Annotated in this window: 24 protein-coding genes; 13 read left to right on the top strand and 11 right to left on the bottom strand. The window is 62.7% G+C overall.

The genetic code is table 11. The features are described 5' to 3' along the window. Positions 1-71: 71 nt before the first annotated feature. The 6 genes from ACO08A_RS09650 to ACO08A_RS09625 form a co-directional block, all read right to left on the bottom strand. Positions 72-1,379, bottom strand: a complete 1,308-nt coding sequence (locus tag ACO08A_RS09650) for a TRAP transporter large permease (protein WP_422040886.1) — start codon at positions 1,377-1,379, stop codon at positions 72-74. Next, on the bottom strand, positions 1,379-1,885 hold the full coding sequence (locus tag ACO08A_RS09645; protein WP_422040885.1) for a TRAP transporter small permease: 507 nt from the start codon (positions 1,883-1,885) through the stop codon (positions 1,379-1,381). Before ACO08A_RS09645 ends, ACO08A_RS09650 begins: the two co-directional genes overlap by 1 nt. Positions 1,886-1,942: 57 nt before the next feature. Further along, the gene (gene dctP, locus ACO08A_RS09640; RefSeq protein ID WP_422040884.1) at positions 1,943-2,956 is read right to left on the bottom strand and encodes a TRAP transporter substrate-binding protein DctP; all 1,014 of its coding nucleotides are present in this window, start codon (positions 2,954-2,956) and stop codon (positions 1,943-1,945) included. Between the two features lie 97 nt (positions 2,957-3,053). Beyond that, positions 3,054-3,662: a 3-isopropylmalate dehydratase small subunit gene (gene leuD, locus ACO08A_RS09635; protein WP_422040883.1), complete on the bottom strand. Its 609-nt coding sequence runs from the start codon at positions 3,660-3,662 to the stop codon at positions 3,054-3,056. After that, positions 3,659-5,065, bottom strand: coding sequence for a 3-isopropylmalate dehydratase large subunit (gene leuC, locus ACO08A_RS09630; RefSeq protein ID WP_422040882.1), 1,407 nt, complete (start codon positions 5,063-5,065; stop codon positions 3,659-3,661). The genes leuD and leuC overlap by 4 nt, the downstream gene beginning before the upstream one ends. Continuing rightward, on the bottom strand, positions 5,062-5,865 hold the full coding sequence (locus ACO08A_RS09625) for a GntR family transcriptional regulator (protein ID WP_421980684.1): 804 nt from the start codon (positions 5,863-5,865) through the stop codon (positions 5,062-5,064). The genes leuC and ACO08A_RS09625 overlap by 4 nt, the downstream gene beginning before the upstream one ends. 146 nt (positions 5,866-6,011) lie before the next feature. On the opposite strand from ACO08A_RS09625, the gene ACO08A_RS09620 reads away from it, so the two are divergent. The 6 genes from ACO08A_RS09620 to ACO08A_RS09595 are packed head-to-tail and all read left to right on the top strand — an operon-like array spanning position 6,012 to position 13,169. Next, on the top strand, positions 6,012-6,578 hold the full coding sequence (locus ACO08A_RS09620; RefSeq protein WP_422040881.1) for a tautomerase family protein: 567 nt from the start codon (positions 6,012-6,014) through the stop codon (positions 6,576-6,578). Next, positions 6,575-8,266 carry a hydantoinase B/oxoprolinase family protein gene (locus ACO08A_RS09615; protein ID WP_422040880.1) on the top strand — a complete coding sequence of 564 codons (1,692 nt, stop codon included), beginning with the start codon at positions 6,575-6,577 and terminating at the stop codon, positions 8,264-8,266. The genes ACO08A_RS09620 and ACO08A_RS09615 overlap by 4 nt, the downstream gene beginning before the upstream one ends. Beyond that, positions 8,266-10,329, top strand: a complete 2,064-nt coding sequence (locus ACO08A_RS09610) for a hydantoinase/oxoprolinase family protein (protein ID WP_422040879.1) — start codon at positions 8,266-8,268, stop codon at positions 10,327-10,329. Before ACO08A_RS09615 ends, ACO08A_RS09610 begins: the two co-directional genes overlap by 1 nt. Beyond that, positions 10,326-10,946, top strand: a complete 621-nt coding sequence (locus tag ACO08A_RS09605) for a cysteine hydrolase family protein (RefSeq protein WP_422040878.1) — start codon at positions 10,326-10,328, stop codon at positions 10,944-10,946. Before ACO08A_RS09610 ends, ACO08A_RS09605 begins: the two co-directional genes overlap by 4 nt. Beyond that, positions 10,943-11,809: an isocitrate lyase/PEP mutase family protein gene (locus tag ACO08A_RS09600; protein ID WP_422040877.1), complete on the top strand. Its 867-nt coding sequence runs from the start codon at positions 10,943-10,945 to the stop codon at positions 11,807-11,809. Before ACO08A_RS09605 ends, ACO08A_RS09600 begins: the two co-directional genes overlap by 4 nt. Next, a complete protein-coding gene (locus ACO08A_RS09595; protein ID WP_422040876.1) occupies positions 11,790-13,169 on the top strand; it encodes an FAD-dependent oxidoreductase in 1,380 nt (459 codons plus the stop codon). The genes ACO08A_RS09600 and ACO08A_RS09595 overlap by 20 nt, the downstream gene beginning before the upstream one ends. A gap of 34 nt (positions 13,170-13,203) precedes the next feature. Here the strand turns inward: ACO08A_RS09595 and ACO08A_RS09590 are convergent, their stop codons facing one another. Next, complete coding sequence (locus ACO08A_RS09590) at positions 13,204-14,670, bottom strand: aldo/keto reductase (protein WP_422040875.1); 1,467 nt, start codon at positions 14,668-14,670, stop codon at positions 13,204-13,206. 9 nt (positions 14,671-14,679) lie between these two features. Next, complete coding sequence (locus ACO08A_RS09585; RefSeq protein WP_421980692.1) at positions 14,680-15,330, bottom strand: GntR family transcriptional regulator; 651 nt, start codon at positions 15,328-15,330, stop codon at positions 14,680-14,682. A gap of 146 nt (positions 15,331-15,476) precedes the next feature. On the opposite strand from ACO08A_RS09585, the gene ACO08A_RS09580 reads away from it, so the two are divergent. Genes ACO08A_RS09580 through ACO08A_RS09550 form a run of 7 tightly spaced genes read left to right on the top strand, consistent with a single transcriptional unit; the run spans position 15,477 to position 21,558 of the window. Next, positions 15,477-15,854, top strand: a complete 378-nt coding sequence (locus ACO08A_RS09580) for a TIGR04076 family protein (protein ID WP_422041736.1) — start codon at positions 15,477-15,479, stop codon at positions 15,852-15,854. Then, complete coding sequence (locus tag ACO08A_RS09575) at positions 15,851-16,933, top strand: aldo/keto reductase (protein ID WP_422040874.1); 1,083 nt, start codon at positions 15,851-15,853, stop codon at positions 16,931-16,933. The genes ACO08A_RS09580 and ACO08A_RS09575 overlap by 4 nt, the downstream gene beginning before the upstream one ends. Beyond that, a complete protein-coding gene (locus ACO08A_RS09570) occupies positions 16,926-17,699 on the top strand; it encodes an ABC transporter ATP-binding protein (protein ID WP_422040873.1) in 774 nt (257 codons plus the stop codon). Before ACO08A_RS09575 ends, ACO08A_RS09570 begins: the two co-directional genes overlap by 8 nt. Beyond that, entirely contained in the window at positions 17,692-18,420 is a 729-nt protein-coding gene (locus tag ACO08A_RS09565) for an ABC transporter ATP-binding protein (RefSeq protein WP_422040872.1), read from the top strand. The genes ACO08A_RS09570 and ACO08A_RS09565 overlap by 8 nt, the downstream gene beginning before the upstream one ends. Next, the gene (locus ACO08A_RS09560) at positions 18,417-19,331 is read left to right on the top strand and encodes a branched-chain amino acid ABC transporter permease (protein ID WP_319385087.1); all 915 of its coding nucleotides are present in this window, start codon (positions 18,417-18,419) and stop codon (positions 19,329-19,331) included. The genes ACO08A_RS09565 and ACO08A_RS09560 overlap by 4 nt, the downstream gene beginning before the upstream one ends. Then, entirely contained in the window at positions 19,328-20,305 is a 978-nt protein-coding gene (locus ACO08A_RS09555) for a branched-chain amino acid ABC transporter permease (RefSeq protein ID WP_422040871.1), read from the top strand. Before ACO08A_RS09560 ends, ACO08A_RS09555 begins: the two co-directional genes overlap by 4 nt. Beyond that, complete coding sequence (locus tag ACO08A_RS09550) at positions 20,302-21,558, top strand: ABC transporter substrate-binding protein (protein WP_421980699.1); 1,257 nt, start codon at positions 20,302-20,304, stop codon at positions 21,556-21,558. The genes ACO08A_RS09555 and ACO08A_RS09550 overlap by 4 nt, the downstream gene beginning before the upstream one ends. Before the next feature lie 53 nt (positions 21,559-21,611). Here ACO08A_RS09550 and ACO08A_RS09545 read toward each other — a convergent pair whose 3' ends face one another. The 3 genes from ACO08A_RS09545 to ACO08A_RS09535 form a co-directional block, all read right to left on the bottom strand. Continuing rightward, positions 21,612-22,505: an MBL fold metallo-hydrolase gene (locus ACO08A_RS09545; protein ID WP_422040870.1), complete on the bottom strand. Its 894-nt coding sequence runs from the start codon at positions 22,503-22,505 to the stop codon at positions 21,612-21,614. 155 nt (positions 22,506-22,660) lie between these two features. Continuing rightward, positions 22,661-23,335, bottom strand: coding sequence for an aspartate/glutamate racemase family protein (locus ACO08A_RS09540; RefSeq protein ID WP_422040869.1), 675 nt, complete (start codon positions 23,333-23,335; stop codon positions 22,661-22,663). A 66-nt stretch (positions 23,336-23,401) separates the two neighbouring features. Continuing rightward, a complete protein-coding gene (locus tag ACO08A_RS09535; protein WP_422040868.1) occupies positions 23,402-24,415 on the bottom strand; it encodes an NAD(P)-dependent oxidoreductase in 1,014 nt (337 codons plus the stop codon). Positions 24,416-24,456 lie beyond the last annotated feature (41 nt).

Below are 24,456 nucleotides of genomic sequence, written 5' to 3'. Positions count from 1 at the left end.
GCGGGTTTTCCCGCCCCGTTTTCGTTTCACCTCTGGTGCGCGCTTTTGGATGTTGCCGATGCCCGGCGCCGCTAGAGGCCCGGGAGCCACAGCGCGATCTGCGGGAACAGCACCAGAAGCGCGACGAGCAGCAGCGAACAGCCGATGAACGGGAAGGCGGACGTATAGATCGTCCGCATGGTCGTACCCGGTGGCGCCACGCCCTTCATCACGAACAGCAGCAGCCCGAAGGGGGGTGTCGTGAAGCTGATTTCCAGTGCCAGCAGCATGATCAGTCCGAACCAGATCGGGTCGTAACCGAGATTCATCGCCAGCGGAAAGAAGATCGGCACGGTCAGCAGCATCATGGAAATCTGTTCCATGAACATGCCGAGAAGCAGCAGCACCGCGAACATTACCATCAGCATCGCGAGCGGTGCCAGCTCGAACGAGATGGCCCAGTTCACAAGGCCGCGCGAGGCCCCGGAAAATGCCAGCAGCTGGCTGAACGTCGCGGAGCCGAACACGATCAGGTAGGCCATCAGCGTCACCTTGAGCGCGCCTGTCACGGATTTGCGCATGGCCTCCCAGGTGAGGCATCGGAACACGGCCGCCAGGATCAGGACACCCAGGGCCCCGAAGGCAGCGGCTTCGGATGGCGTGACGAAGCCGTTGATCATCAGGATGATGATGACGACCATCACGCCGACCATCGGAACGACTTCGCGCAGCAGCAGGCCGATCTTGCTGGCAAAGGACATCGGCGCGACGTCATAGGCAGGGGCTGCCGCCGGATCCAGTCTCGTCTGCAGCCAGATCGTGCCGATATAGAAGCCGGCGAGGATCAGCCCCGGGATGACCCCGGCAATGAGCAGGGCGCCGACATCGATCTGTGCCAGCGTGGCAAGCAGGACTGCGAGGGCCGAGGGCGGAATGATGATCGCAAGGCCGCCGGTGCCGAGGATCGGGCCGATGCTCATGTGCGATTTGTAGCCGCGCTGGCTCATCTCCGGAACCATCAGCGACCCGAGCAGGGCCGTGGACCCCATCGATGAGCCGGACAGGGTCGAAAAGGCCGTGCCGCCGAGCACGGTGACATAGCTCAGCCGACCCGACAGTCTGCCGAGCAGCTTGTCGATCGCGTTGAACATGCGCCCGCCCAGCCCGGTATGAAAGAAGATCTCGCCCATGAGCAGGAACAGCGGGATCGGAACGAGCGCGAATTTGGTCAGCGATCCGAGGCCGTTATTCAGAAGTTGGCCGATACCGCGTTCGCCGCCCATGAACACCCACGCGCCGACGATGTTGGCGGCCAGGAACGCCAGGGCGACCGGCATGCCCATCGCCATGAGAAACACGATGACACCCAGCAGGAGGGCGAGAGCCTCGTACCATTCCATTATTCGTGTATCCCCGCTTCACCGGTATGCATCAGCTCCGAACCGACGACGAAACGCATGAATTCGACTGCCATCAGGCCGAAGCTCAGCGGAAAGGTGACCGTCAGCAGCCAGCGCGGGTAGTAATAGGCGCGGGTGTCGTAATCGCCCCGCTCGATATTCTTCAGAAACAGTTCCAGGCCCTTCCAGGCCAGGATGACGCAGACCAGCACGCAGGCCAGGGCGACAAGGCGGCTGACGACGTGGCGCGGACCTTCCGGCAACGCGGACGTGACCAGCTCGATATGGACGTGGCCCTTTTCGCGCACCAGCCATGGAGCGCCCAGCATGGTCATGTAGAGGAGCCCGTATTCGGACGATGTGAACAGCCACGCAAAGGGCTGCAGTCCGAGGTTCCGCATCACGACGGAGATGACGACGGACACCATCAGCCACACCAGTGTTGCGCCTGCAAACACCGCCATGGCGTCAATCACGCGCCCGTAAATCCTGGAAACAGCCTTCATGCATCAGCCCCGGCATCATGCGTGATCAGGCCCGCCGGGGGCGGGCCTGTCTTTTCCTTATTTTGCTGAATCGAGATCGTAGAAGAGTTCGATCAGCGTGTCGTAGTTGTCGGTCCCCCCCGGCTGTTCCGCCATGAGGCCTTTCATGCGTTCCCAGGTTTTCTCGCGCGCGGCGGCCAGGTAGTTCGCTTTCGCCTCGCCTTCCAGCGAGACCACCGTCATGCCGGCAGCTTCCAGCGCGGCGAAATCCTCGTCGCGCTTGGCACGCAGGGCTTCGACACTTTCCTTCTCGTGCTGGATCGCGACATCCTGAAGGATCTTCTTGGATTCGTCCGACAGCGAGTCCCACTTCTCCAGGTTGACGATCACGCCGAGATCCGTTGAAAAGAAGCACGGCTCGATCCTGTAGTTCAGGAATTCGTTCCACTTCAGGTCGATCAGGCCGATCTGCGTCCAGCCGGTCGCATCGACAACGCCGCGCTGCAGCGCGGAATAAACCTCGCCGGTCGGCAGATCGATCACCTGTGCACCGAGATAGTTGGTGAAGAAGGCGTTGTAGACGTTGTTACCGCGCAGCTTGAGGCCTTCGACTTCCAGGTTGCCGTTCTCATCGAAGGTCGGCTCGTTGCGGGTCCAAAGATTGTAGCAGACGCCGCTGTCGAACCAGCCGAGATACTTCAGCCCCATCTTGTCCTGGTGGATCTTGTCGATCAGCTCGGTGCCGCCGTTCTGGCGTGTCTCGACTGCGGTCAGGTTGGACGCGACCATCGCGTCCTTTTCCGGCAGCGCGCCGCCATAGAAGGAGCCCGGCGTGTAGACCATGTCGACAATGCCGTCGCGGACCGCGTCGGGCTGCTGGAACATGCCGATGGCCTCCGGCCCGCCGCGCACCTCGATCTGCACGACGCCCTTGCCGGCCTCGTTCACCTTGTCCACGAAGGACAGGAAGCTCTTGGTGTAGATCAGCGTTTCGGGAAACGCATGAACGGCTGTGATCTTGTCTTCCGCCTGCGCAGACGCTGCCATCAGCGCCGATCCGGCAACAATGCCGGCGAATATCATCCTCATCATTTTCTCTCTCCACTTCACAGGATGGCTTTTGCCTTTATCCCTCTGGTTGTTCAGGCTGTGCCCTGATGCTTTGTGCCCTTGCGCTTCAAGAGCCGGTTCATGTCGCCGATGGCCGTACCCATGGGGCTTGACCGTCGAGTCTTTGTTTGTGTTGCCCGATTGCTTCTGCGTGCTGCATCGTCAGGTCGATGTCGTCCCAGCCGTTGATCAGCTTCGTGCGCCAGCCCGGATCGATGTGAAATCCGATTGTCCTGTCGTCGATGTTCAGGTGACCGGCCTCCAGGCAGAGATGCGCCGGTCTTGAGCTGTCTTCGAGCACGCGCAGCAGGACATCGAAATCCTCTTCCGAGATGCGTGCCGGCAGAAGTCCGTTGTTGACGGCATTGCCTGCGAAAATGTCGCCAAAACTTGGTGCGAACACCGCCCGGATGCCCGCATCGACCAGCGCGTAGACGGCCGCTTCACGCGACGACCCGCTGCCGAAATTGCGCCCGGCGACCACAATCGACGTGTCCTTGTGCCGGTTCAGCGGAAAATGCGGATGTTCATCGCCGCTCTCGTTCCTGCGCAGATCATGTAGCAGAAAGCCGCCATAGCCCTCGCTGCGCGGCGTCGACATGAAACGCGACGGGATCAGCTGATCCGTGTCGATATTGTGAAGTGGCAGGGCAACGGCCTGTCCGCTGTGTTTCGTCCAGCCGCTCATGGTGCGCGTCCCTTCAGCAGCGGCCGAACGTCCGTGATTGTTCCTGTCACCGCCGCTGCGGCCACCATGGCGGGAGACATCAGATGGGTCAGTGCGCCCGGTCCCTGCCGTCCGCGGAAATTCCGGTTCGTTGAAGAGGCGCAGCGCTTGCCGGGGTCGACGAGGTCGCCGTTCATGCCGACGCACATCGAACATCCCGACGCGGCCCATTCGAGCCCGGCATCGACGAAGATGCGGTCGAGACCTTCCTGCTCCGCCTGCGCCTTTACGAGGGCCGACCCGGGCGAGACCAGACCGGACACCCTGGCTTTGCGCCCTGACAGGACGGCGGCCGCCTGCCGCAAATCCTCGATCCGGCCGTTCGTGCAGGACCCGATGAAGACCTGGTCGACCGGTACGCCCTCGATGGGACGTCCCGCCGGCAGCCCCATATAGTCCAGCGCATCGCGCACGGCTTGTGCCCTGCCGTTGGCAAGGGTTTTCGGGTCGGGGATGGGAGAGGTCACCGGGATTGCGTGTTCCGGGCTGGTGCCCCAGGTCACGGTCGGTGCAATGTCACCTGCGTCGAGCCGGATGTCCCGGTCAAACGAGGCCTCGTCGTCAGATGACAGTTTCGACCAGTGTTCCAGGGCGGCGTCCCATGCGGACCCCTGCGGCGCATGCGGACGCCCCCTGACATAGGCAAACGTTGTTTCATCCGGCGCGATCATCCCGAAGCGGGCCCCGCCTTCGATAGACAGGTTGCACAGGGTCATCCGGCCTTCCATCGACAGGCCTCGAACGGCGCTGCCGGCATATTCAATCGCATGTCCCTGGGCGCCGTCCGCACCGAGCATTGCGATCCAGTTGAGCGCAATGTCCTTCGCGCTCACGCCCGGACCAAGCTCCCCGTCTATCCGGATGCGCATGGCGGCGGGTTTTTTCTGCCAGATCGTCTGCGTCGCCAGCACATGCGCCACTTCCGTTGCACCGATGCCGAATGCAAGCGCGCCGAATGCGCCGTGTGTCGAGGTGTGGCTGTCGCCGCAATTGACCAGCAGGCCGGGAAGGGTCAGACCCTGCTCCGGGCCGACAACGTGAACGATCCCCTGTCCGGGATCGTTCAGGTCGAACAGCTTCAGACCATGTCTTGCGGCATTGGTCCGCAGGGTCTCGATCATGTAGGCAATCCGGGGGGCGAGATCGCTATTGCGCGTCCGCGTGGGGGCGTAGTGATCTACCACTGCAAAGGTAAGCCCCGGTTCCGCGACCGGAGCTCCGCGCTCCGCCAGCTTTGCGAACGCATGGTGCGAGCCTTCGTGAACAAGGTGCCTGTCGACCCACAACAGGGAGGACCCGTCTTCGCGCAGTATGATTTCATGCGCAGACCAGAGCCTGTCCAGGAGTGTGTGCGGCGCCGTCATGCGGGATCACCCGGGGGTTTCCCGATCGCAGGTTCCCAGTGGCGCGTGTTGCCATCGCCGACCCTCGTGAGCGGCATTTCGAGCCGGAACATGTCGGGCCGGTAGAGCCCGGACAGGTATTCAACCCCGTTGCCGTTGACATCGCGCACCACTCGCCGCAGCGAAAGCAGGGGCGATCCGACGGCAATTCCGAGCGCCTCGGCAACGTCCGGTCCGGCAAGCGTGGCCGAGACCGATTGATGGGCGTCCTTGATCTGGACCCCGCTCAGCTCCAGAAGCTTGAACAGGGGGGTCGTCGCCAGATCGTTTTCGGAATAGTTTGCGGCTATCGTCGCGGGCACGTAGGTCGTCAGATGCGAGAACGGCGTTCCGCCGGTGCTGCGCACGCGCGTTGCGATCTGAACCTGTTCCTTCGGTTCGAGCCGCAGCGAACTGGCAACGAATTCAGGCGCAGGTCCGTAGGAAAAGGACAGCAGGCGGGCAGTGGTGTTCTGTCCCATCTCCACAAGCTGGGGCATCAGCGTGGCGAGGTTCATCGCCATCGGTTTTTCCCGTTGCCCCGATGTGCGTACCGTCGTGCCGCTGCCGGCACGCCGGACGATCAGACCGGCCTCGGACAGCGCATCCAGGGCCTTGCGGATCGTCACGCGGGAGACGCCGAACAGCTCGGCAAGTTTTTGTTCGGGAGGAAGGTTCTTGCCGTCTTCAAGCCGGCCGTCCGCGATCTGGTCGCGGAGGGACAGATAGACCTGCCGCGCCTTGGCCCCTTCCGGAAGCAGCGATTTTGCAGGCTTGTTCACGACCAAAAATCCTCCCTGATCTTCGCATAATGTTATCGCCGGTTTTAAAAAGATCAAGCTTCGGTACGATTGATTTGTCTTTTTCTGTCTTAACAACATATAAAAATTAGTATTATAAAAAATACAAATATCGGGAGGGAGGCGGAATGCCGATCGTTGAACTGCATCTCTTGAAAGGCTACGGGGCCGACGAGAAACGACGCCTCCATGAGGCGCTGACGGATGCCGTCCGCCTTGTCGTGCCAGCCGGGCCGGATGCCATCACGGTCATGGTCCACGAGATGGAAGCCGAAAACTACTCCCGCGGTGGCAGGCACCGCGCCGGAGCGCCGGCATTGCCGGACCCGGTCGACATCGTCCGACGGTTCCTCAATGCCATGGAGGCCCGCGAGATCGAAAAGGCCGAGTCGATGCTGGCGGCCGGCTTCTCGATGCGTTTTCCGGGAACGGCGCCGATGCACACCCTGCCGGAACTGCTTGACTGGGCCGGGCCGCGCTATCGGTTCGTCAGGAAAACCTATGACGGATTTGACGCCATGCAGAGCCGTGACGAGGCCGCAATCGTGTACTGCCGGGGCACCCTGTCCGGCGAATGGCCTGACGGGACGCCGTTCGAAGGCATTCGTTTCATCGACCGGTTCGAAATCGAAGCGGGCAGGATCACGCGGCAGGACGTGTGGAACGACATTGCGGAGGTTAGGGCGCAAGCATGAGCGAAATCGATGCCATTACCTTGTCGGTCCTGTCCGGCCGCATGGAACAGATTGCCGACGAGATGGACGCGACGCTGTTCCGGGCGGCCTTCAACCCGATCATCGCCGAGGCGCATGATGCAAGCCACGGGCTCTACAGCGCGGCGACCGGCGACACGCTGGTGCAGGGAAAGTCCGGTTTGCCGATTTTCGTCGGCGTGATGGCCTTCGCGGTCAAGGCCGTCATTGAAAAGGCCGCCGCCGACGGTGATTTGCAGGACGGTGACATCTTCATCTTCAACGACGCCCATATCGGTGGCACGCATCTGTCCGACATGCGCCTTGTCCGGCCCTATTTTCGGGATGGAAAGCTGTTCTGTTATCTCGCATCCGTCGGCCACTGGCACGATGTCGGCGGCGCTGTTCCGGGCAACTACAATCCGGCGGCAACGGAGGTGTTCCAGGAAGCCTTTGTTCTGCCGCCCGTACGCCTCGCCCGGGCCGGCGCAATCAATCAGGACATCATTGACATCCTGCTCAGGAACACGCGGCTGCCGCAATCGGCAATGGGCGATCTCAACGGCCAGCTCGGTGCGCTGGATCTCGGCGTCAGGCGTATGGACGAACTGCTGGATGAATACGGGGCGGAGATGGTCTCCGCAGCGCTTGATGCTCTCAGTCACCGTGCCGAAGCGCTGATGCGCTCGGAACTCCAGGACCTGCCGGACGGGCGCTGGGAGGCGGAAGACTTCCTCGACAATGACGGCATCACCGACGAGCCGCTGGCAATTCGGGTCGCGCTGGAAATCAGCGGCGACCGGATGACGCTCGATTTTGCGGGGTCTGCGCCGCAATGCGCCGGGCCGGTGAACATTGCCTTGCCGACGACGGTCGCCACCGCCTATGTCGCAATCAAGCATATCTTCCCGGCGCTTCCTGCGAATGCCGGCGTGATGCGGCCGATCACCGTGGAAGTCCCCGAAGGCTCGCTGCTCTCGGCAGAGTTTCCAAGCCCGACGGGCGGATATACGGAAACGATCCTGCGCATGATCGACGTGATCTTCTCCGCCTTTGCCAAGGCGGCACCCGAGCGGGTGGTCGCCAACGCCTACGGCACGATCAACGCGCTGTCGATTGCCGGCAAGCGCAGCAACGGCAAGCCGTGGGTCATGTTCAGCTTCTATGGCGGCGGCCATGGCGGTTCGCCGGAAAGCGACGGTCTCAATCACGGCAACGCACCGATTTCGACGGCGACGATCCCGCCGATGGAAATCCTTGAAGCCGCCTATCCGGTGATGTTCCGCACCTGGGCCCTGCGCCCCGACAGCGCCGGCGCGGGACGGCACCGCGGCGGATTGGGCGCGGTCTACGAGATCGAGGTGCTTGAGGAAAACGGCGCAGAAGCGTTTCTCTTCGGCGAGCGCGGCCGGTTTGCGCCCAAGGGGATCGCCGACGGCGGCGATGGTGCCTTGAATCGATTTTCCTTCGAACAGGATGACGGATGGGAAACACCGCCGCTGGCCTCGAAGATGCGCGGCATCAGGCTGCGTCAGGGACAGGCCGTGCGTCTGGAAACGCCGGGTGGCGGCGGCTATGGCAAGGCGGAAGACCGCGCCCCGGCAGACGTCGCGCGCGACGTTGCAAGAGGCATGATGGACGAGAGCAGCGCTGACGAGCTCTATGGCAACAGCTGGCGGGAGGTGTCCTGATGAGCGGTCGCATGATCGGGGTTGATGTCGGCGGCACCTTCACGGACGTGTTTGTCCTGAACGAACAGGACGGAACCGCGGAAGTCGCAAAGGTCCCTACCACCCGGCCGGACCAGTCGGGTGGGTTTCTGGACGGGATATCGCAGCGGGTGTCCGATCTTTCGGAAATCTCCGTCGTGATCCATGGAACAACGGCCGGCACCAACGCCCTTTTGGAGCGCAAGGGTGCAAAAACCGGGGTCATCTGCACTGAAGGCCTGCGTGACGTGTTGGAAATGCGCCGCCGGGACCGGCCGCGCACCTGGGGCCTGCGTGGCGATTTCGAGCCGGTTGTTGACCGCCGCGACCGGTTGGAGGTTGCCGAGCGAACACTTGCTGACGGCTCGATCCGCACACCGGTCGATCTTGAAGCAGTGCGCGCCGCCGCGCGTCAGTTGCGCGAGCAGGGCTGCGAAGCGGTGGCGATCCTTTTTGCCAATGCCTACGCCAATGCGCAGAACGAAGCGGCGGCGGTGGAGGCCGTGCGCGAGATCTGGCCGAACCCGCATGTGTCGGCTTCCTCGGAGATCCTTCCCGAGATCCGGGAGTTCGAGCGGTTTTCGACGACGGCACTGAATGCCTATCTGCAGCCGGAAGTGTCCGGATACCTGCACAGGCTGGAAAACGCGCTGAAAGCGGGCGGGTTCGACGGCGAGTTCATGATCGTGCAGTCCAATGGCGGCGTGATGGCGGTCGATACCGCGTGCCGCCTGCCGGTGCGCACCGCCTTGTCCGGTCCGGCCGCAGGTGTGATTGCTGCGGGCTACATTGCCTCGTCCGCCGGTTTTCAGAACGTGATCACGGGCGACATGGGCGGCACCAGTTTCGATGTCTCGCTGATTTCGGACGGGCATTCCATGTTGTCGCCGCAGACCTCGATCGATTTCGGCATGGTGGTGCGCACGCCCATGATCGAGATCACCACCATCGGCGCGGGCGGCGGTTCGATTGCCTGGGTGGACAAGGGCGGTTTGCTCAATATTGGTCCTGAAAGTGCCGGATCGGACCCCGGCCCGGTCGCCTACGGCCTCGGTAACACCCGTCCGACGGTGACCGACGCCAACGTCGTCCTTGGTCGCATCGACCCGGACAACCCGATCGGCGGAAAGCTGACGCGGCTTGACGTTGAGGCTGCAGCCGCGGCGATCGACAAACATGTGGGAGAGCCTCTTTCGCTGGATACGGTCCAGGCCGCCGAGGCGATCCTCCGGGTCGCCAATTCCAGAATGGCGGGCGCGATCCGTCTCGTCAGCATCGAGCGCGGGTTCGACCCGAAACATTTCGCCTTCATGCCCTTTGGCGGCGGCGGCGCCTTGCATGCAGGCGCCATGCTCAGTGAAGTCGGGATCGCCCGGGCCATCGTCCCGCGCTATCCGGGCGTCACCTCCGCCATGGGCTGCGTCATCGCGGACATGCGCCAGGACTTCGTGCAGACAATCAACACGCTGGTCGACACGCTCGATGAAACGGCGCTGGGCAGCTTCATGCAATCACATGTCGACCAGGGCATGTCGCTGCTGGATGCGGCCAGAACCAGGTTTGAAACCCGCAGGCTGACATTCGAACTCGACATGGCCTATGTCGGTCAGACCCACACCGTGTCAGTCCCGCTGAATGTGAGTGCCGAGAACGGCAAGGTGGCGCCACCGACGCGGGCCGACATCGAAAGCGCGTTCGATACTGCCTATCAGGCAACGTTCGGCCGGCTTCTGAAGGGCGGGGTGAGACGGATCCTGAACCTGCGCAGCTCCGTGACCGGTCTGCGTCCGAAATTCGATCTCAGGGCGCTTGCACCTGTTGGAACCGATGCGCCCGAACCAAAGGCACGGCGCAAGGTGCATTTCGGTAATGAATGGCACGAGACGAGGATTTTCGACCGGCTGTCGCTTCCCGTCGAAACAGTGATCGACGGCCCGGCGATCCTGGAACAGCCGGATACGACGGTGCTCGTCGAGCCGGGCCTGCAGGCCAGGGTCGACGCCTACGGCAACACCATCATCGAACCTTCGGAGGGCCAGTCATGAGTGAACCGACCCAGTGGGACCTGAAGAGAACCGCCCTGCTGACGATCGATCTGCAGAATGACTTCCTCCATCCGCAAGGCGCCTATGGCCGCGCAGGTCAGCGAGCCGACAGCATCGCGGCGCTGCCCGCCCGCATCAGGCCGCTTGTCGACGCCTTGAGAAAACGCGGCGGCCACTACATCTCGGCGCAGTTCACGCTTGTGCCGGACGCCGACGGCGAACCGTTGATCGCCGCACACCTGAAGAAGTTGAGACCCTTCCTCGGCAAGGGCGACTTTGCACCGGGCAGCTTCGGCAACACGCTGGTGGATATGCTCTACCCGGCGGACTTCGTTGTCGAGAAGGTTGCCTATTCGGCGTTCTACCAGACCCGCCTGGAATACATCATGCGGGCCGTCGGCATCGACACGCTCATCGTCGGCGGCATTGTCACCAATGGCGGTGTCGCGTCGACTTTGCGGGACGCGCATCTGCGCAACATCGACACGGTTCTTCTCACCGACGGCAGCGCGGCCTTCGACAACAAGGTGCATGAGGCGACGCTGCTGTCGCTCGGAACGGTGACCGCTGAAATGTCGTGTAAAGAAGTGCTGGCCTGGCTGGAGAAAACGTCATGAGCCTCAAAACCCGTCTCCAACAGAACAGGATCCTTGTCGCGCCGGGTGTCTATGATGGCCTGACGGCGGCAATCGCGGCCTCGGCGGGCTTCGAGGCGCTCTACCTAAGCGGCGCGGCGGTGGCCTATACGCGTCTCGGCAGGCCCGATATCGGGCTGACCTCCGTGACCGAAATGACGGAAACCATGGCGCTGATCGCGGACAGGACCGACCTGCCCGTCATCATCGATGCGGATACCGGCTTCGGCAACGCGCTCAATGCACAGCGCACGATGGGGCTATACGAGCGGGCGGGCGCGTCGGCGCTCCAGGTCGAAGACCAGACATATCCGAAACGCTGCGGTCACCTGTCGGACAAGTCGCTCATTCCGGCCGCGGAGATGGCGGGCAAGGTGAAGGCGATGGCGGATGCGCGCCGGTCAGCCGAAACACTGATCATTGCGCGCACGGATGCGATTGCCGTTGAGGGATTTTCAGCGGCGATCGACCGCGCCGAAACCTACCTTGAGGCCGGTGCCGACGTCCTGTTTGTCGAAGCGCCGCAATCCCGCGAACAGCTTTCCGGCATCGCAAAGCACTTTGAAGGAAGGGTGCCGCTCCTGGCCAACATGGTGGAAGGCGGCGCCACGCCGATCACCGGCGCGGATGATCTGGAAGAACAGGGCTATTCCATCGTCATCTTCCCCGGCGGGATCGTGCGCGCCATCGCGCGCACGGCGGGCGACTATTATCAAAGCCTCCTTGAGAACGGCAGCAACAGGCCCTTCGCCGCGCGGATGTATGATTTCGACGGTCTCAACGGAGTGATCGGAACGGCCGAGATGCTGGCGAAGGGGGCCGCCTATGATCGCGACGAAAGTTGAGGTCGCGCCGCCACCCGACACGTTCGACCTGGACTGTGAAACGCTGATTGTCGGCGCGGGTGCGGGCGGGCTGGTTGCAGCGCTTGCCGCACACGAGGCCGGACAATCCGTTCTCGTGATCGAGGCGGACCCGGTTCCCAGGGGCTCTACCGCGCTCTCCGCCGGCCTGATACCGGCAGCCGGAACGAGGGCACAGGCACAAGCCGGGATTGCGGATACTGCCGCGCAGTTTGCCGCCGACATACAGGCGAAGGCCGGCAACGAGAACGAGCAGGCGCTGGTCGACCGGCTGGCTGTCAATTCCGCGCCGGTGATCGACTGGCTGACCGAAACACATGGTCTGCCCTTCACGGTGATTACCAATTTCGACTATCCGGGCCACAGTCGGCGGCGCATGCATGGTTTGCCGACACGCTCAGGTGCGGAGCTGATCGACACGTTGCGCGCGACCTGCGAACGGGCGGAGATCGACATCATCTGCGAGCGGCGTGCGGTGCGCCTCTTTCGCGACGGCGATCATGTTGCAGGTATTGGGGTTGTGTCTCCGGACGGCGGCGCTGAGACGATTGGCTGCCGGAAGCTGATCCTTGCCTGCAACGGTTTTGGCGGCAATCGGGAACTCGTGACAAAACATCTCCCCGAAATAGAGAACGGCCTCTGGTTCGGCCACGACGGCAATCGCGGCGAAGCCGTCTTGTGGGGTGGCGAGATCGGCGCGGATCTCAAGCATCTCGGAGCTTACCAGGGGCATGGAAACGTCGCCCATCCGCACGGGATCCTGATCACCTGGGCGGTGATTACCGAAGGTGGTGTTCAGGTGAACCGGGAGGGCGTGCGGTTCTGGAACGAGGCGCAGGGCTATTCGGAAGCTGCACGGGCCGTCCTTTCCCAGCCCGGTGGAGAAGCATTCGCGATTTTCGACAGCCGCATTGCGGAGATCGCGCGCCAGTTCGAGGATTTCAAACAGGCCGAAGCCGCCGGGGCTATCAAGACGAGCGCGACGCTCGAGGGGCTGGCACTGGAACTGGGGCTTCCCGATGGGCCTTTTGAGGAAACAATCGGCTCGTTACCGCAGGGCGGTACCGATGTTTTCGGCAGGCGGTTCGCAAACCAGAGCCTGGAAGCGCCCTATTGCGGGGTGCGGGTCACGGGAGCCCTGTTTCATACGCAAGGGGGTTTGCGCACCGATGAGGAAGCGCGCGTGATGCGGACGGACGGATCGTCGTTTGCCAATCTCTTTGCCTGCGGCGGCGCCGCGTGCGGTGTTTCAGGCACGTCCGACAGCGGTTACCTGTCGGGCAACGGTCTTTTGAGCGCCGTTGTTCTGGGGCGTCTCGCGGGAGCTGCACCGCCGGTCTAGCACACAACAGTTCCGGTCAGATCCGCCGGTAATTTCATGTCGCCTGCAGGAGCGCCTCGGCTTCGATTTCGACCTTGTGGTCGCCGATCAGCCCGGCAACGACAACAAGCGTGTTGGCCGGTTTGATGCCGGAAAAGACACGTCCATGGGCCCTCGAAATGTCGAGTACATCCGCCTCGTCGACGATGTAAATCCGCGTCCTCACCACGTCATTGGCGCTGGCGCCCAATGCGGTCAGTGCCGCCAGGATCTTGTCGAGAATGTAGGTCGTCTGCGCACCGGCATCGCAGGGCGCGACCGCCCGGGCAGCGCCGGCAACGGCCGTCGTGCCCGAAACGAGGATCCTGTTGCCGATCTTCTGGGCACGGCAATAACCGGCAATCTCTTCCCAGTCCGAACCGGTGAGCACTTTTGTGGCGTCCGGGCGATGGGGTGCGGCGACCGCATCATGGGCGAGCGGCATCTCCGCAAGATGATGGCTCAGGTCCCCCGACGCGGTCAGGAATGGCGGTTTGCGATACTCGTCGCCGCAGTCTCCGGGAACCTCCCTGGTTGCGCGAAAGGCCTGTTCAAGCCGCTCGTGATCTTCAGGGTCCAACTGGAAGGAAAAGGGCTTGCGGTTGTCGGCGATATGTTCGGTTTCACCAATCCGGGCGCCAACGATGATCCCGGCGACCGCGTCCTGTTCCAGAACCCAGCGCGTTGCCACATTTGCGATCGAGACGCCGTGCTTTCGGGAAATCTCGCTTGCTGCGGACAGGATCCCCTGAAAGCCTGACCAGCCTCCGGCAGCGTCGATGAAGCGCTTGTATTTCATCTTCGACCAGTCGCTGATCTCCGCGGGTTCGGGCTTTCCGAGCCACCGGTCCGACAGGAAGCCGCCGCACAGCGTGCCGTATCCAAGCAGCCGGACACCCCGCTCGGCGCAAAGCTGCGACAGCGCACCGCGCGCGCGCCGATCGATCATGGAAAAAGACACCTGGTTGGTGACCAGCGGGATGCCGTCCGACAGCGCCAGCCGAAGATGTGCGGCATCGAAATTGGTGACGCCGAGCGCCTTGATGAGGCCTTCCTGCTGCAGCCGCGTCATCTCGTGGAGGGCGTCCAGCCAGGCGGGATGCTCGAAGCTCCACCAGTGAAACTGCAGAAGATCGATACAGTCCGTGCCGAGCCGGTCCAGCCGCTCCTGAACGCCCCGGCGCACGATGCCCGCCGTCATCGGACCGGGTTCGGGGCACCACTTGGTAAAGACTTGGGGGCGCACGCCCGCGCCATACCTTGCCAGCAGCCGGCCGGAAATGATCTCGGCGCTGCCGTAGTGATCGGCCATGTCGAAGGTGGAGAAGCCGGCAGAGAAATAGGCCTCCAGATCGTCGGCGGCTTTCTCGGGATCAAGCGTGACCCCGTCCTTTTCCATGTCCGCCACCTGCCAGAGGCCGGTCAGGATGCGGCTGATCTCCAGTCCGTCTGCAAGTGTCTGGCGGGGCGGCACGGCTGTCATCACGGTCCCTCAGCTTTCCGGCAGCAGCAGTTTGAAACTGCGTTCGATATCCAGCGCAAGCGCCCGTTGCGCGGCCTTGCGGTCGGATTTCCTCAGGGCGGCGATGATCTCTTCGTGGTGAATGTGTTCGGGGATTTCGTTCGCGGCCCGCTCCTGTACCACGAGATTCAGAAACGCGCCGTATTGAAGCCAGAGCGCCTCGACGAGCGGCAGGATCACCCGTGAGCGCGCGTGGCGGTAAAGGCTGAAATGGAAATCGTAATTCTGTTTGAGATCCGGCATGTCGCTGTCGGTGCGCGGCGCTGAAATGATGTCTTCAAGTGCATCGATACCGCCGGCGTTCAGATGGTCCATGGCCTCTTCAAGCAGCAGCGCCTCGAGGGCAAGACGTGCCGATTTCAGTTCGCGCATCCGCTCCGCGTCGAACGGCGGGACTTCCAGCGTCCGGCTCGGCGTATCGACAAGCGCACCCTCGGCGACCAGACGTCTGACCGCCTCGCGGACCGGCGTCATGGAGGTGCCCAACTGGTCCGCCAGCGTGCGCAGGCTGACCGTCTCCCCTGGGGCAAATGCGCCGCGCGTGAAGGCTTCACGCAGAGCGTCATAGGCACTCTCGCGCAGCTTCGACTGGTCTATCCTTGCGATTTTCGGCGCACTCATCTCCGCCCCACGGACCCGTGCCGGGTTTCTTTCCTTGACAAGTTCATTTTGTGACATGGTATAAAATATCACAGATCACACGCAAGGCGCCAAACCTAAAAAAGTGGGGAGCGGTGGCGGGTAAAGGGAACACACACCTGGATGACATGATGCCCGAGCGAGACGACGGTTTCTGGCTGTATGACCTGAAGGTCGAAACGGTGCTGGACGGCCGGACGCCGGTCTGCCGGCACATTGAGGGGGAAAGTTTCTCCGTCGAGGGGGAGGCGCTCGTGTTTGACAAGTGCCAGCGCGTCTCCATGTATGCGCTTGCGGCGGTCTTGCCGCTGCTGCCGGCAAAGCAGCGCGACACGCACCCCAATGACTGGATGTCGACGGATGCCGAAGTCGCCTGTGCCGACCCGCATTGCGGCGGACGGTTCCGGATCACACGCACTGCCAGGCGCTGGTTCTCCCACTCTGAAACGACGGGCCTGCCGGAGACGCGCAGCACGCCCTATTGGCGGAAGGAAGACGCCGAATGAGCGTGGAAACCGCAGCGCTGCGCCCCGGTTACGAGATCTCGCGCGTCATCAAGGGCGGTTGGCAGCTTGCGGGCGACCACGGGCCGGTCGAGCCGCGGGCAGCCATCGCCGACATGGAGGCCTTCCTGGATGCCGGCATCACGGCATTTGATTGCGCCGATATCTATACCGGCGTCGAGGACATGATCGGCACCTTCATTGCCGATCTGCGCAAGCGCCGCGGCTCGGAAGTGGCTGACAGGGTACAGGTGCACACGAAACTCGTGCCCGATCTTGAACGCCTGGAAAACCTCGCCGATGCGGACGTCGAGGCAATCGTCGACAGGTCGCTGAAAAGGCTCCGGATCGAGCGACTGCATCTGGTTCAGTTCTACTGGTGGGACATGTCGCTCGGCAGCCCGGTTCGCGCGATGGAAGTCCTCAAGCGTTGCCAGGAAAAGGGCAAGATCGCCAATCTGGGCGTGACCAACTGGGATGTTGCGGAGACCGCGCCTTTTCTCGACGGCGGGATCGATCTCGTGTCGACCCAGGTTCAGTATTCGCTGCTCGACAGGCGGCCGGAAACCACACTCGTTCCCTGGTGCGCACGGAACGATGTCGGTCTCTTGTGTTACGGCACCCTGGCCGGCGGATTTCTGACCGAAGCCTGGCTCGGGCAGCCCGATCCCGGATACGCCTTCGAAAACAGGTCCCTGGTGAAGTATCGCCTGATCATTGATGAATGCGGGCCCTGGCCCGCGTTTCAGGCCTTGCTGCAGTGCCTCAAGCAGATCGGCGACAGGCACGGCGTGTCGCTGAGTTCTGTCGCAACCCGCTGGGTTCTGCAGCAGCCGCAGGTCGCGGCTGCGATCGTCGGTGCAAGATACGCGCGGCATTTGCCGAAGACACTGGAGGTTTTCCGCTTCCACCTTGATGAGCAGGATCTCGCGCGCATAGCCGGTTGCCTCGACGCGGCGCCGGGTCCTTCCGGCCCGGTGTTCGCATTGGAGCGTGACAGAAACGGCCGCCACGGGCGCATCATGAAGTACAATCTGAACACGAGGCCTGACGACACGGTGCTGGGGGCGTCCAATGGATGATGCGATCCTCAAGCTGACCGGTGTCAGCCGGTCTTTCGGAGACTTCAAGGCGGTCGATGACGTCACGCTGGATATCCGCGAGGGATCGATCACCGGCCTGATCGGACCGAACGGTGCAGGCAAATCAACGCTTTTCAACGTGATTGCAGGCGAACTGGCACCGTCATCCGGTTCGGTAAGCCTGTCCGGAACGGACGTGTCCAGACTTCCGCCGGATCAGCGGTTTGCGCTCGGACTTGGCCGGACCTTCCAGATCCCGCGTCCATTCGCCCGCATGAGCGTTCTGGAGAACGTCATGCTGGCCCCGCTTGCGCAGACGGGAGAAACGCTGCTGGGTGCCGTGTTCGGCAAGGCGCGCATTCGCGAACAGGAAAAAGCCATCCGCAACCGCGCTCTTGAAGTCCTTGATTTCTTGACGCTACGACCCGTCTCGGATCAGCCCGCCGGCAAGATTTCGGGCGGCCAGATGAAGCTCCTGGAGCTCGCGCGCGTCCTCATGGGCGACCCGAGACTGATCCTGCTGGACGAACCCGCAGCCGGCGTCAATCCGGCTCTGACCGAAGTGCTCATCGAAAAGATCGAGGAACTGAACCGGGGCGGCAAGACCTTCCTCATCATCGAACACGACATGGATTTCGTGATGCGCCATTGCGATCCGGTGATCGCGCTGGCCGAGGGCAATGTGGTGTTCCAGGGCACGTCCGCTGAAGCCCAGTCCAATCCGGTTCTGCTGGAAGCGTATCTGGGGGCGCCGGTCGATGCCTGACGCGTTGCTGCGGATCGAGACACTGACGGCGGGATACCGGCCGGACCTTCCGATCCTGCGCGGTGTGTCGCTGGAAGCGCAAGCCGGGAAACTGACGGCGATCATCGGCCCGAACGGGGCCGGCAAGTCCACCCTGATCAAGGCCGTTGCCGGTCTCTTGTCGATCACCGAGGGCCGCGTCCTGCTGGAAGACAGGGAGATCACCGGCCTGGCGCCGGACCGCCTGTCGCAGGCCGGGATCGCCTACGTTCCCCAGACCGACAACGTCTTTCGCACCCTCACGATCCAGCAGAATCTCGATCTGGTCCTGAAGTCTCATCGCAATCCGGCGGACCGGGTCCGCGCGCTGTTCGAGCGGTTCCCCGTACTTGGCGAAAAAAGGCGCGACAGGGCCGGGTCGCTCTCCGGCGGGCAGCGTCAGTTTCTGGCCGTCGCGCTTGCGCTTGCGGTCGAACCGCGGCTGATCCTCATGGACGAACCCTCCGCGGGTCTGTCGCCCAAGGCCGCCGAAGAGGTGCTCGATCACGTGAAGCAGCTGACCCGTCAGGGCGTTTCCGTGCTGTTGGTCGAACAGAATGTGAAGCAGGCCCTCAAGCGCGCCGACCATTGTTACGTTTTGGCGGAAGGCCGGAACCAGATCGACGGCCCGGCGCAGGACCTGCTGGCGGATCCGGCGCTGGGCCGGATCTATCTCGGCGGCGAACGGAAGGGGGCGGCATGATCCAGCATCTTGTCGACGGCATCCTGGTCGGTTCTTTCCTGTCGCTCGGTGCGATCGGACTGACGATGGTGATGCACATCCTGCGGTTCGCCAATTTCTCGCATGCCGAACTTCTGTCGATCGGCGCCTATTGCGCGCTGGTCTTCGACAGGCTGTTCGAGAGCCTGCTGCCGGTGCTGGCGGCCAAGATCGGCCCCTTGTCCATGACGGGTGCGCTCCTGCTCTCGATCCTCATCTCGATGGGGGTGACGGGCCTGTCCGCAGTCCTGATCGACAAGCTGGTGTTCCGCCGTGTCCGGCAGAAAGGCGGCGAACTTTCGATGGTGTTCGCCTCTTTTGGCATGTCGCTCGTCATCCGCAATGTCATCGGGCTTGTCTTCGGTCTGTCCAGCGAGCTCTATTCCCGCGACATCGCGTTTGCCATGGTCCTGTCCCGCGACCCGCTGCTGCTGGTGAAACCAGACCAGGTGTTCGTCTTGGTCGCCGCACTGGTGATCATGTTCGCGCTCTACCTTCTCTTCTCGCGCACCACGATCGGCTTTGCGCTCAGGGCGATCGCCGAGAACCCGAGCCTTGCCCAGGTGCACGGCGTCAATCTGAAGAAGATGATCGCGCTGGTCTGGATCATGGGTGGAGCGCTGGGCGCGATAGCAGGCGTCTTTTACGGCCTCAGCTACCAGATCACGCCCGTAATGGGGCGGGACCTCGTACTGCCGATATTCGCCGCCACGATCGTCGGCGGGATCGGCAGCGTCTACGGCGCGGTGCTTGGCGGTTTCATCGTCGGGGTTGCGTCCAACATCGCCCTGGTGGTTCTGCCGTCCGGTTACAGCCCCTCGGTTCCCTTCCTGATGATTCTTCTCGTGCTCCTCATCCGGCCGAACGGACTCTTCGGGGAGGCGCGGGCATGATCGGCGTTGTCTCCTATCTCGTGTTCTTCACCACGGTTGCCGCCATTCTCGGCATCGCGGTGCTCGGCCTGAACCTGCAATGGGGCAACACCGGCCTTTTCAATGGCGGTGTCGTCGCTTCGTTCGGGGCCGGCGCCTACGGCACGCTTATCCTGGGCGGCGCGCCGCAGGACAGTCAGCTGGGCGGGTTCGAGCTGTTCTATCCGCTCGCGCTTCTGGGGGGCATGGTTGCGGCCGGCATTCTGGCCTGGGCGGTGGGTCGGCTCACCTTGCGGCTGCGGCACGACTATCTGGCGATTGCCACATTCGGTGTGGCGGTCGCCTTCGAAAACGTCATGCGCAATGCGACCAGCATAACCGGCGGCGCGCAGGGCATACGCGGTTTCGAACGTCCGTTCAGGCAGATGCTCGGCGACGGCTTCACCTACAACGTGGCGTTCCTGATCGTCGTCCTTCTCATTCTCTTCGCGGTCTACATTTTCCTTGAGCGCCTCACCGTCTCGCCTTTCGGCCGGTTGCTGCGCGCGATCCGGGAAGACGAAACCGCGGCCAGATCGCTGGGCAAGTCACCGGACAGGATCCGCCTGATTTCCTTCGTGACCGGTTCGGTTATCATCGGTCTTGCCGGTAGTCTCTACGGCACGTTCTACGCCTTCGTCAGTCCGCAGGATGTTCTGCCCATCCTGACGTTCCAGATCTGGGCCATGCTGATCGTGGGCGGCGCCGGAAATGCCAGGGGTGCACTTGCCGGCGCCTTTCTGATCTGGGGCGCCTGGACCTTTTCCGGCTGGGCCCTGTCCCGCTTCGCACCTGTCGAAGCACAACTCTACACCGGCTCGATCCAGTTCGTGCTGATCGGTCTGGTGATTGTCGGCATGCTGCTCTGGAGGCCTCAGGGCCTGTTCCCCGAGCGGCTGATCGTTTCCCAACCCGGCCGGAGCCGGGAGAAAACACAAGCAGAGGGGTTCACATGAGAACGTTACTTACGATTGCGGCCTTCGCGGCCGGCGTGTCGGCTCTTGGAACGGGAGCGCACGCACAGGACTGCACCACGAAGATCGGTGCGACGCTGCCGACCTCGGTCGACTGGGGCCGGCCGATTGCCGAGGTTGCGCAGTTTGCCGTCGACCAGGTGAACGAGGCCGGCGGTGCCGCGGGATGCCAGATCGAAATGGTTCTGCGCGACACCCAGGTCGATCCCAAGGTCGGCGTCGATGCGGCCAAGGCACTGGTTGATCTGGAAGGCGTCAATGTTCTTCTCGGCGCGGTCTCGTCGGGCGTTTCGATGCCCATTCTGACCTCCGTCACGGTCCCCGGCGGCGTCATGCAGATGTCCTGCTGCTCGTCCTCGACGGCCTTCACCAAGCTCTCCGAGGAAGGCAAGACCAACGGCCTCTGGTTCCGCACATTCGCAACGACGGCCGTTCAGTCCGCGATGGCCGCGAAAGTGGCGTCCGACAAGGGCTACAAGAAGATCGCCGTCCTCTACAAGAACGACGACTGGGGCCAGGACATGGCCCGCCTGATCGCAGCCGACTTTGCAGCGGCGGGGATCGAAATCACATCGTCCGTCGCCATCAACGATGCCCAGCCGTCCTACCGCGCAGAAGTGACCGAGGCGATCGGCGGCCAGCCCGAGGCGCTCTACCTCGCGCTTTACCCGAATGAAGGCACATCCGCGGTCCGCGAATGGCTGTCTCTCGGCGGGACCCAGGACATGATCCTGGCGAACTCGCTCAAGTCCGACGAGTTCAGGGACAATGTCGGCCTGCAATATCTCGGCAATGCGCTTGGCACCGACACGGCGTCGCCGCGTGTTGCCAGTGCCGATGCGTTCAAGGCCGCCTACGTGGAGAAATTCGGTTCCGAGCCGAACGGTCCCGGTCTTGCCAACAGCTTCGATGCTGCAATGCTGGCCCTCCTGGCGATGGAAGCGGCCGGCAAGGACGCATCCGGCGCCGATATCGCCGCCGCGGTCGCCAAGGTGACGGACCCGAACGGCACCCCGGTCACGGCGGATGTCGCCGGCTTCACCGCCGCCAAGGAGACGCTCGCCGGAGGTGGCACGGTCAAGTATCAGGGCGCAACCGGCGACGTACGCTTCGATGCAAACGGCGACGTTTCCGCGCCGGCGGTTGTCTGGAAATTCACCGATAGCGGCACGGAGGAAGTGGAGTATCTCTCCCTCACCCAGGTCGATGACTTCATCGCGTCGTTGAAGAAGTAAGCGAAAAACCTCTCGATACCCGCCGTTGCTACCGGCGGGTATCGGACAGGGCCTCAGAGCTCGTTCACGGGCACCTTCAGGAATGTCTTGCCGCTGTCATCGGCAGGCGGCAGCTTGCCTGCGCGCATGTTGACCTGGATGGACGGAATGATGAGCTTGGGCATGGAGAGCTGCGCATCCCGTTCGGTGCGGAACTTCACGAACTCTTCCTTCGATTTGCCGCCGCCGACATGGATGTTGTGTTCCTTCTCGTCGCCGACGGTCGTTTCCCACTGGATGTCCCGCCCGTTCGGGCCATAGTCGTGGCACATGAAGAGGCGCATGTCCTCCGGAAGTGAGAGCACCTTCTGGATCGAATCGTAGAGGATCGCCGCGTCGCCTCCGGGGAAATCCGCGCGGGCCGACCCGCCGTCCGGCATGAACAGCGTGTCTCCGGCAAAGGCCGCATTGCCCATCACGTGCACCATGCAGGCCGGCGTGTGGCCTGGAGTTGCCATGGCGAACGCCGTCATCTCGCCGATCTGGTAGGTGTCGCCATCCTGAAACAGGCGATCAAACTGGCTGCCGTCGCGCTGGAACTCCGTGCCTTCGTTGAAGACCTTGCCGAAGGTTTCCTGGATGACCGTGATCTGGTCGCCGATGCCAAGCTTGCCGCCGAGCTTCTGCTGGATATAGGGGGCACCCGACAGGTGATCCGCATGGACGTGGGTTTCGATCAGCCATTCGAGTTCAAGCCCGTGTTCCTCGATAAAGGCGATGATCTCGTCCGCATTGTCATACGTGATCCGCCCTGCGGCGATATCGATATCCATGACACTGTCGACAACGGCGCAGGCCTTTGAGGCCGGATCCTTGACGACGTAGCTGATCGTGTTCGTCGCCGGATCGAAAAAGGCCTTCACGTCCGGAACGACCGCCATGTCGACAGGATAATTGGACCTTATCATCTGTGTCTCCTCTGACAGGTGCCTGCCCCAACGATATTTTTTAAGAATCGCGCATCCGATGGATCGATGCAACGTCTTTCACCCGTCATCGGGCATCAAAATCGTCACAGGAGAACGTGAAGTGACAGCGCCGTCGCAGCCCGCTCGGTCGCCCCTCAAATGTGTTGCGCGATGTCGTCGGCATGGATGCCGGCACAGTCGACAACCGGAAACGCCATCTCATCGGCTGTGAATACAGCGTTCAGATCCGTGCCTCCCAGCAGCACGGCTTCGGCCCCCCGGTCGACAAGCGCGCGGCCTGCGCGAAGAAAGACGTCTTTCAGTTCGTATCTCAGTTCCTGGCTCGGCACTCCCGCCTGTACCAGCGTCACATAGGCCTCGTGGACATGTTTCAGGTCACTCCCTGCCGGTGCCAGGACATCGACGGGTGCGAGCTTGCCGTACATGCCGGAGCGCATCACCGGTTCCGTGCCGAGGATGCCGACACGCGCCATGTCCTTTGCACGCAACCAACGAGCAAGGCTTTTGGTGAGATCGAGGATTGGCAAGGGGGAAATCTCCGCGAACGCATCGATACAGAAATGACCGGCGATCGAGGTGACGACGACGTTGTCGGCGCCGGCGGCCATGAGTCTTCTGGCGAGGCGCAAATAGATGTCGCATTGTGCAGCGCCGTCGCCCGCCGTCAGATTGGCGAGCAGGGTTGGAGCGTCAGCGTGAACGATGGTCAGCTCCAGGTCGCGGCCCTTCTCCGCGGCCAGTCTTATCAGTCGGCGGTAGTAGAAGTCGGTGGCGGCCGGGCCGATGCCGCCGATCAAGCCTATGTGCAAGATGTGCCTCGCGAAATTGAAAGGGGTTGCTCGGGGAAACTTATCCCGGCTCGCGGCAAACTCAAGTCAGGTTGTTTCGATCGGTTTGCTTCTGAGCCGTCCGACGGTTTCCGGCTCCGCACGCCGACAGGCAACGGGGGGCAGGCCTTTTGCGATCTGCGTCATGTCTTCCAGGACAAGCGCGCCGATCTGCTGAAGGGCTGAGGTCAGGGCACCCGCGCGATGGGCGGAAAACAGGATGCCCGGAACCTTGCGGATCGGGTCGTCGGCAGCGACGGGTTCTTCCGGAAACACGTCCGTCGCGATGCGCAGGCGGCCGCTGGAGGCTTCTTTCGCGAGCGCCTCGAAATCGGCAATCGCCGCCCGGCTCAGGAGAACGAGCATCGCCTGATCCTGCATCATTGACAGCTTTTCGGCGTCCAGTAGGAGGGCATTCTCGGTGGTAATCGAAGCCACCACGAAAACCACCCGGTTCTGCCGCAACAGGTCCTCCAGCGAAACCGGTTCGACACCCAGACGGCGCAGGTGATTGTCGGGCAGCCAGGGGTCGTACGCTGAGACCTTTGCCTGGAACGGGGCAAGCAGCTTGTGAAGGGCGCGCCCGAGGTCGCCGAAGCCCACGAAGCCGATCCTGCTTCCGGTCAGCAGTTCGGCCTGCGTGTTGCCCTCAAGACCGTATTGTTCGGCTCCCGACAGAAAGTCGCCATGGCTGGTGTGAACGCCGCGTGCCAGTGACAGCGCCATGCACAGCCCCATCTCGGCGACGGGCAGCGCGAACACGGACGCCGGCGTCAGAACATGCACGCCGCGCCGCAGGCAGGCGTCATAGTCCACATTCGGGAGAAAATTCGTCTCGACATTGATCAGGGCCTTGAGCTTCACCGCCTGCGCAAGCCGGTCGGCCTCCATGGCGTCCTGGCTGATGACGATGTCGGCCTCCGGCAGATATCGGTTGAACGCCGCGTCTCGCTCGGCTGGGTCTATCTCGATCACGTCAAATTCGGAAAAGAACCTGCTGCGGTCGGCAGCGCTGAAGATCTCGTCAGTCTGGCGCGGAGCGGGATCGTAGAGAACGCGCATGTTTCGTTTCTCCCAAAAAACGATTTACAACATAAAACGTT

The organism is Roseibium sp. (genome assembly GCF_965232425.1).
Taxonomy (GTDB): domain Bacteria; phylum Pseudomonadota; class Alphaproteobacteria; order Rhizobiales; family Stappiaceae; genus Roseibium.
This window is presented reverse-complemented; position numbering and strand designations above follow the sequence as displayed.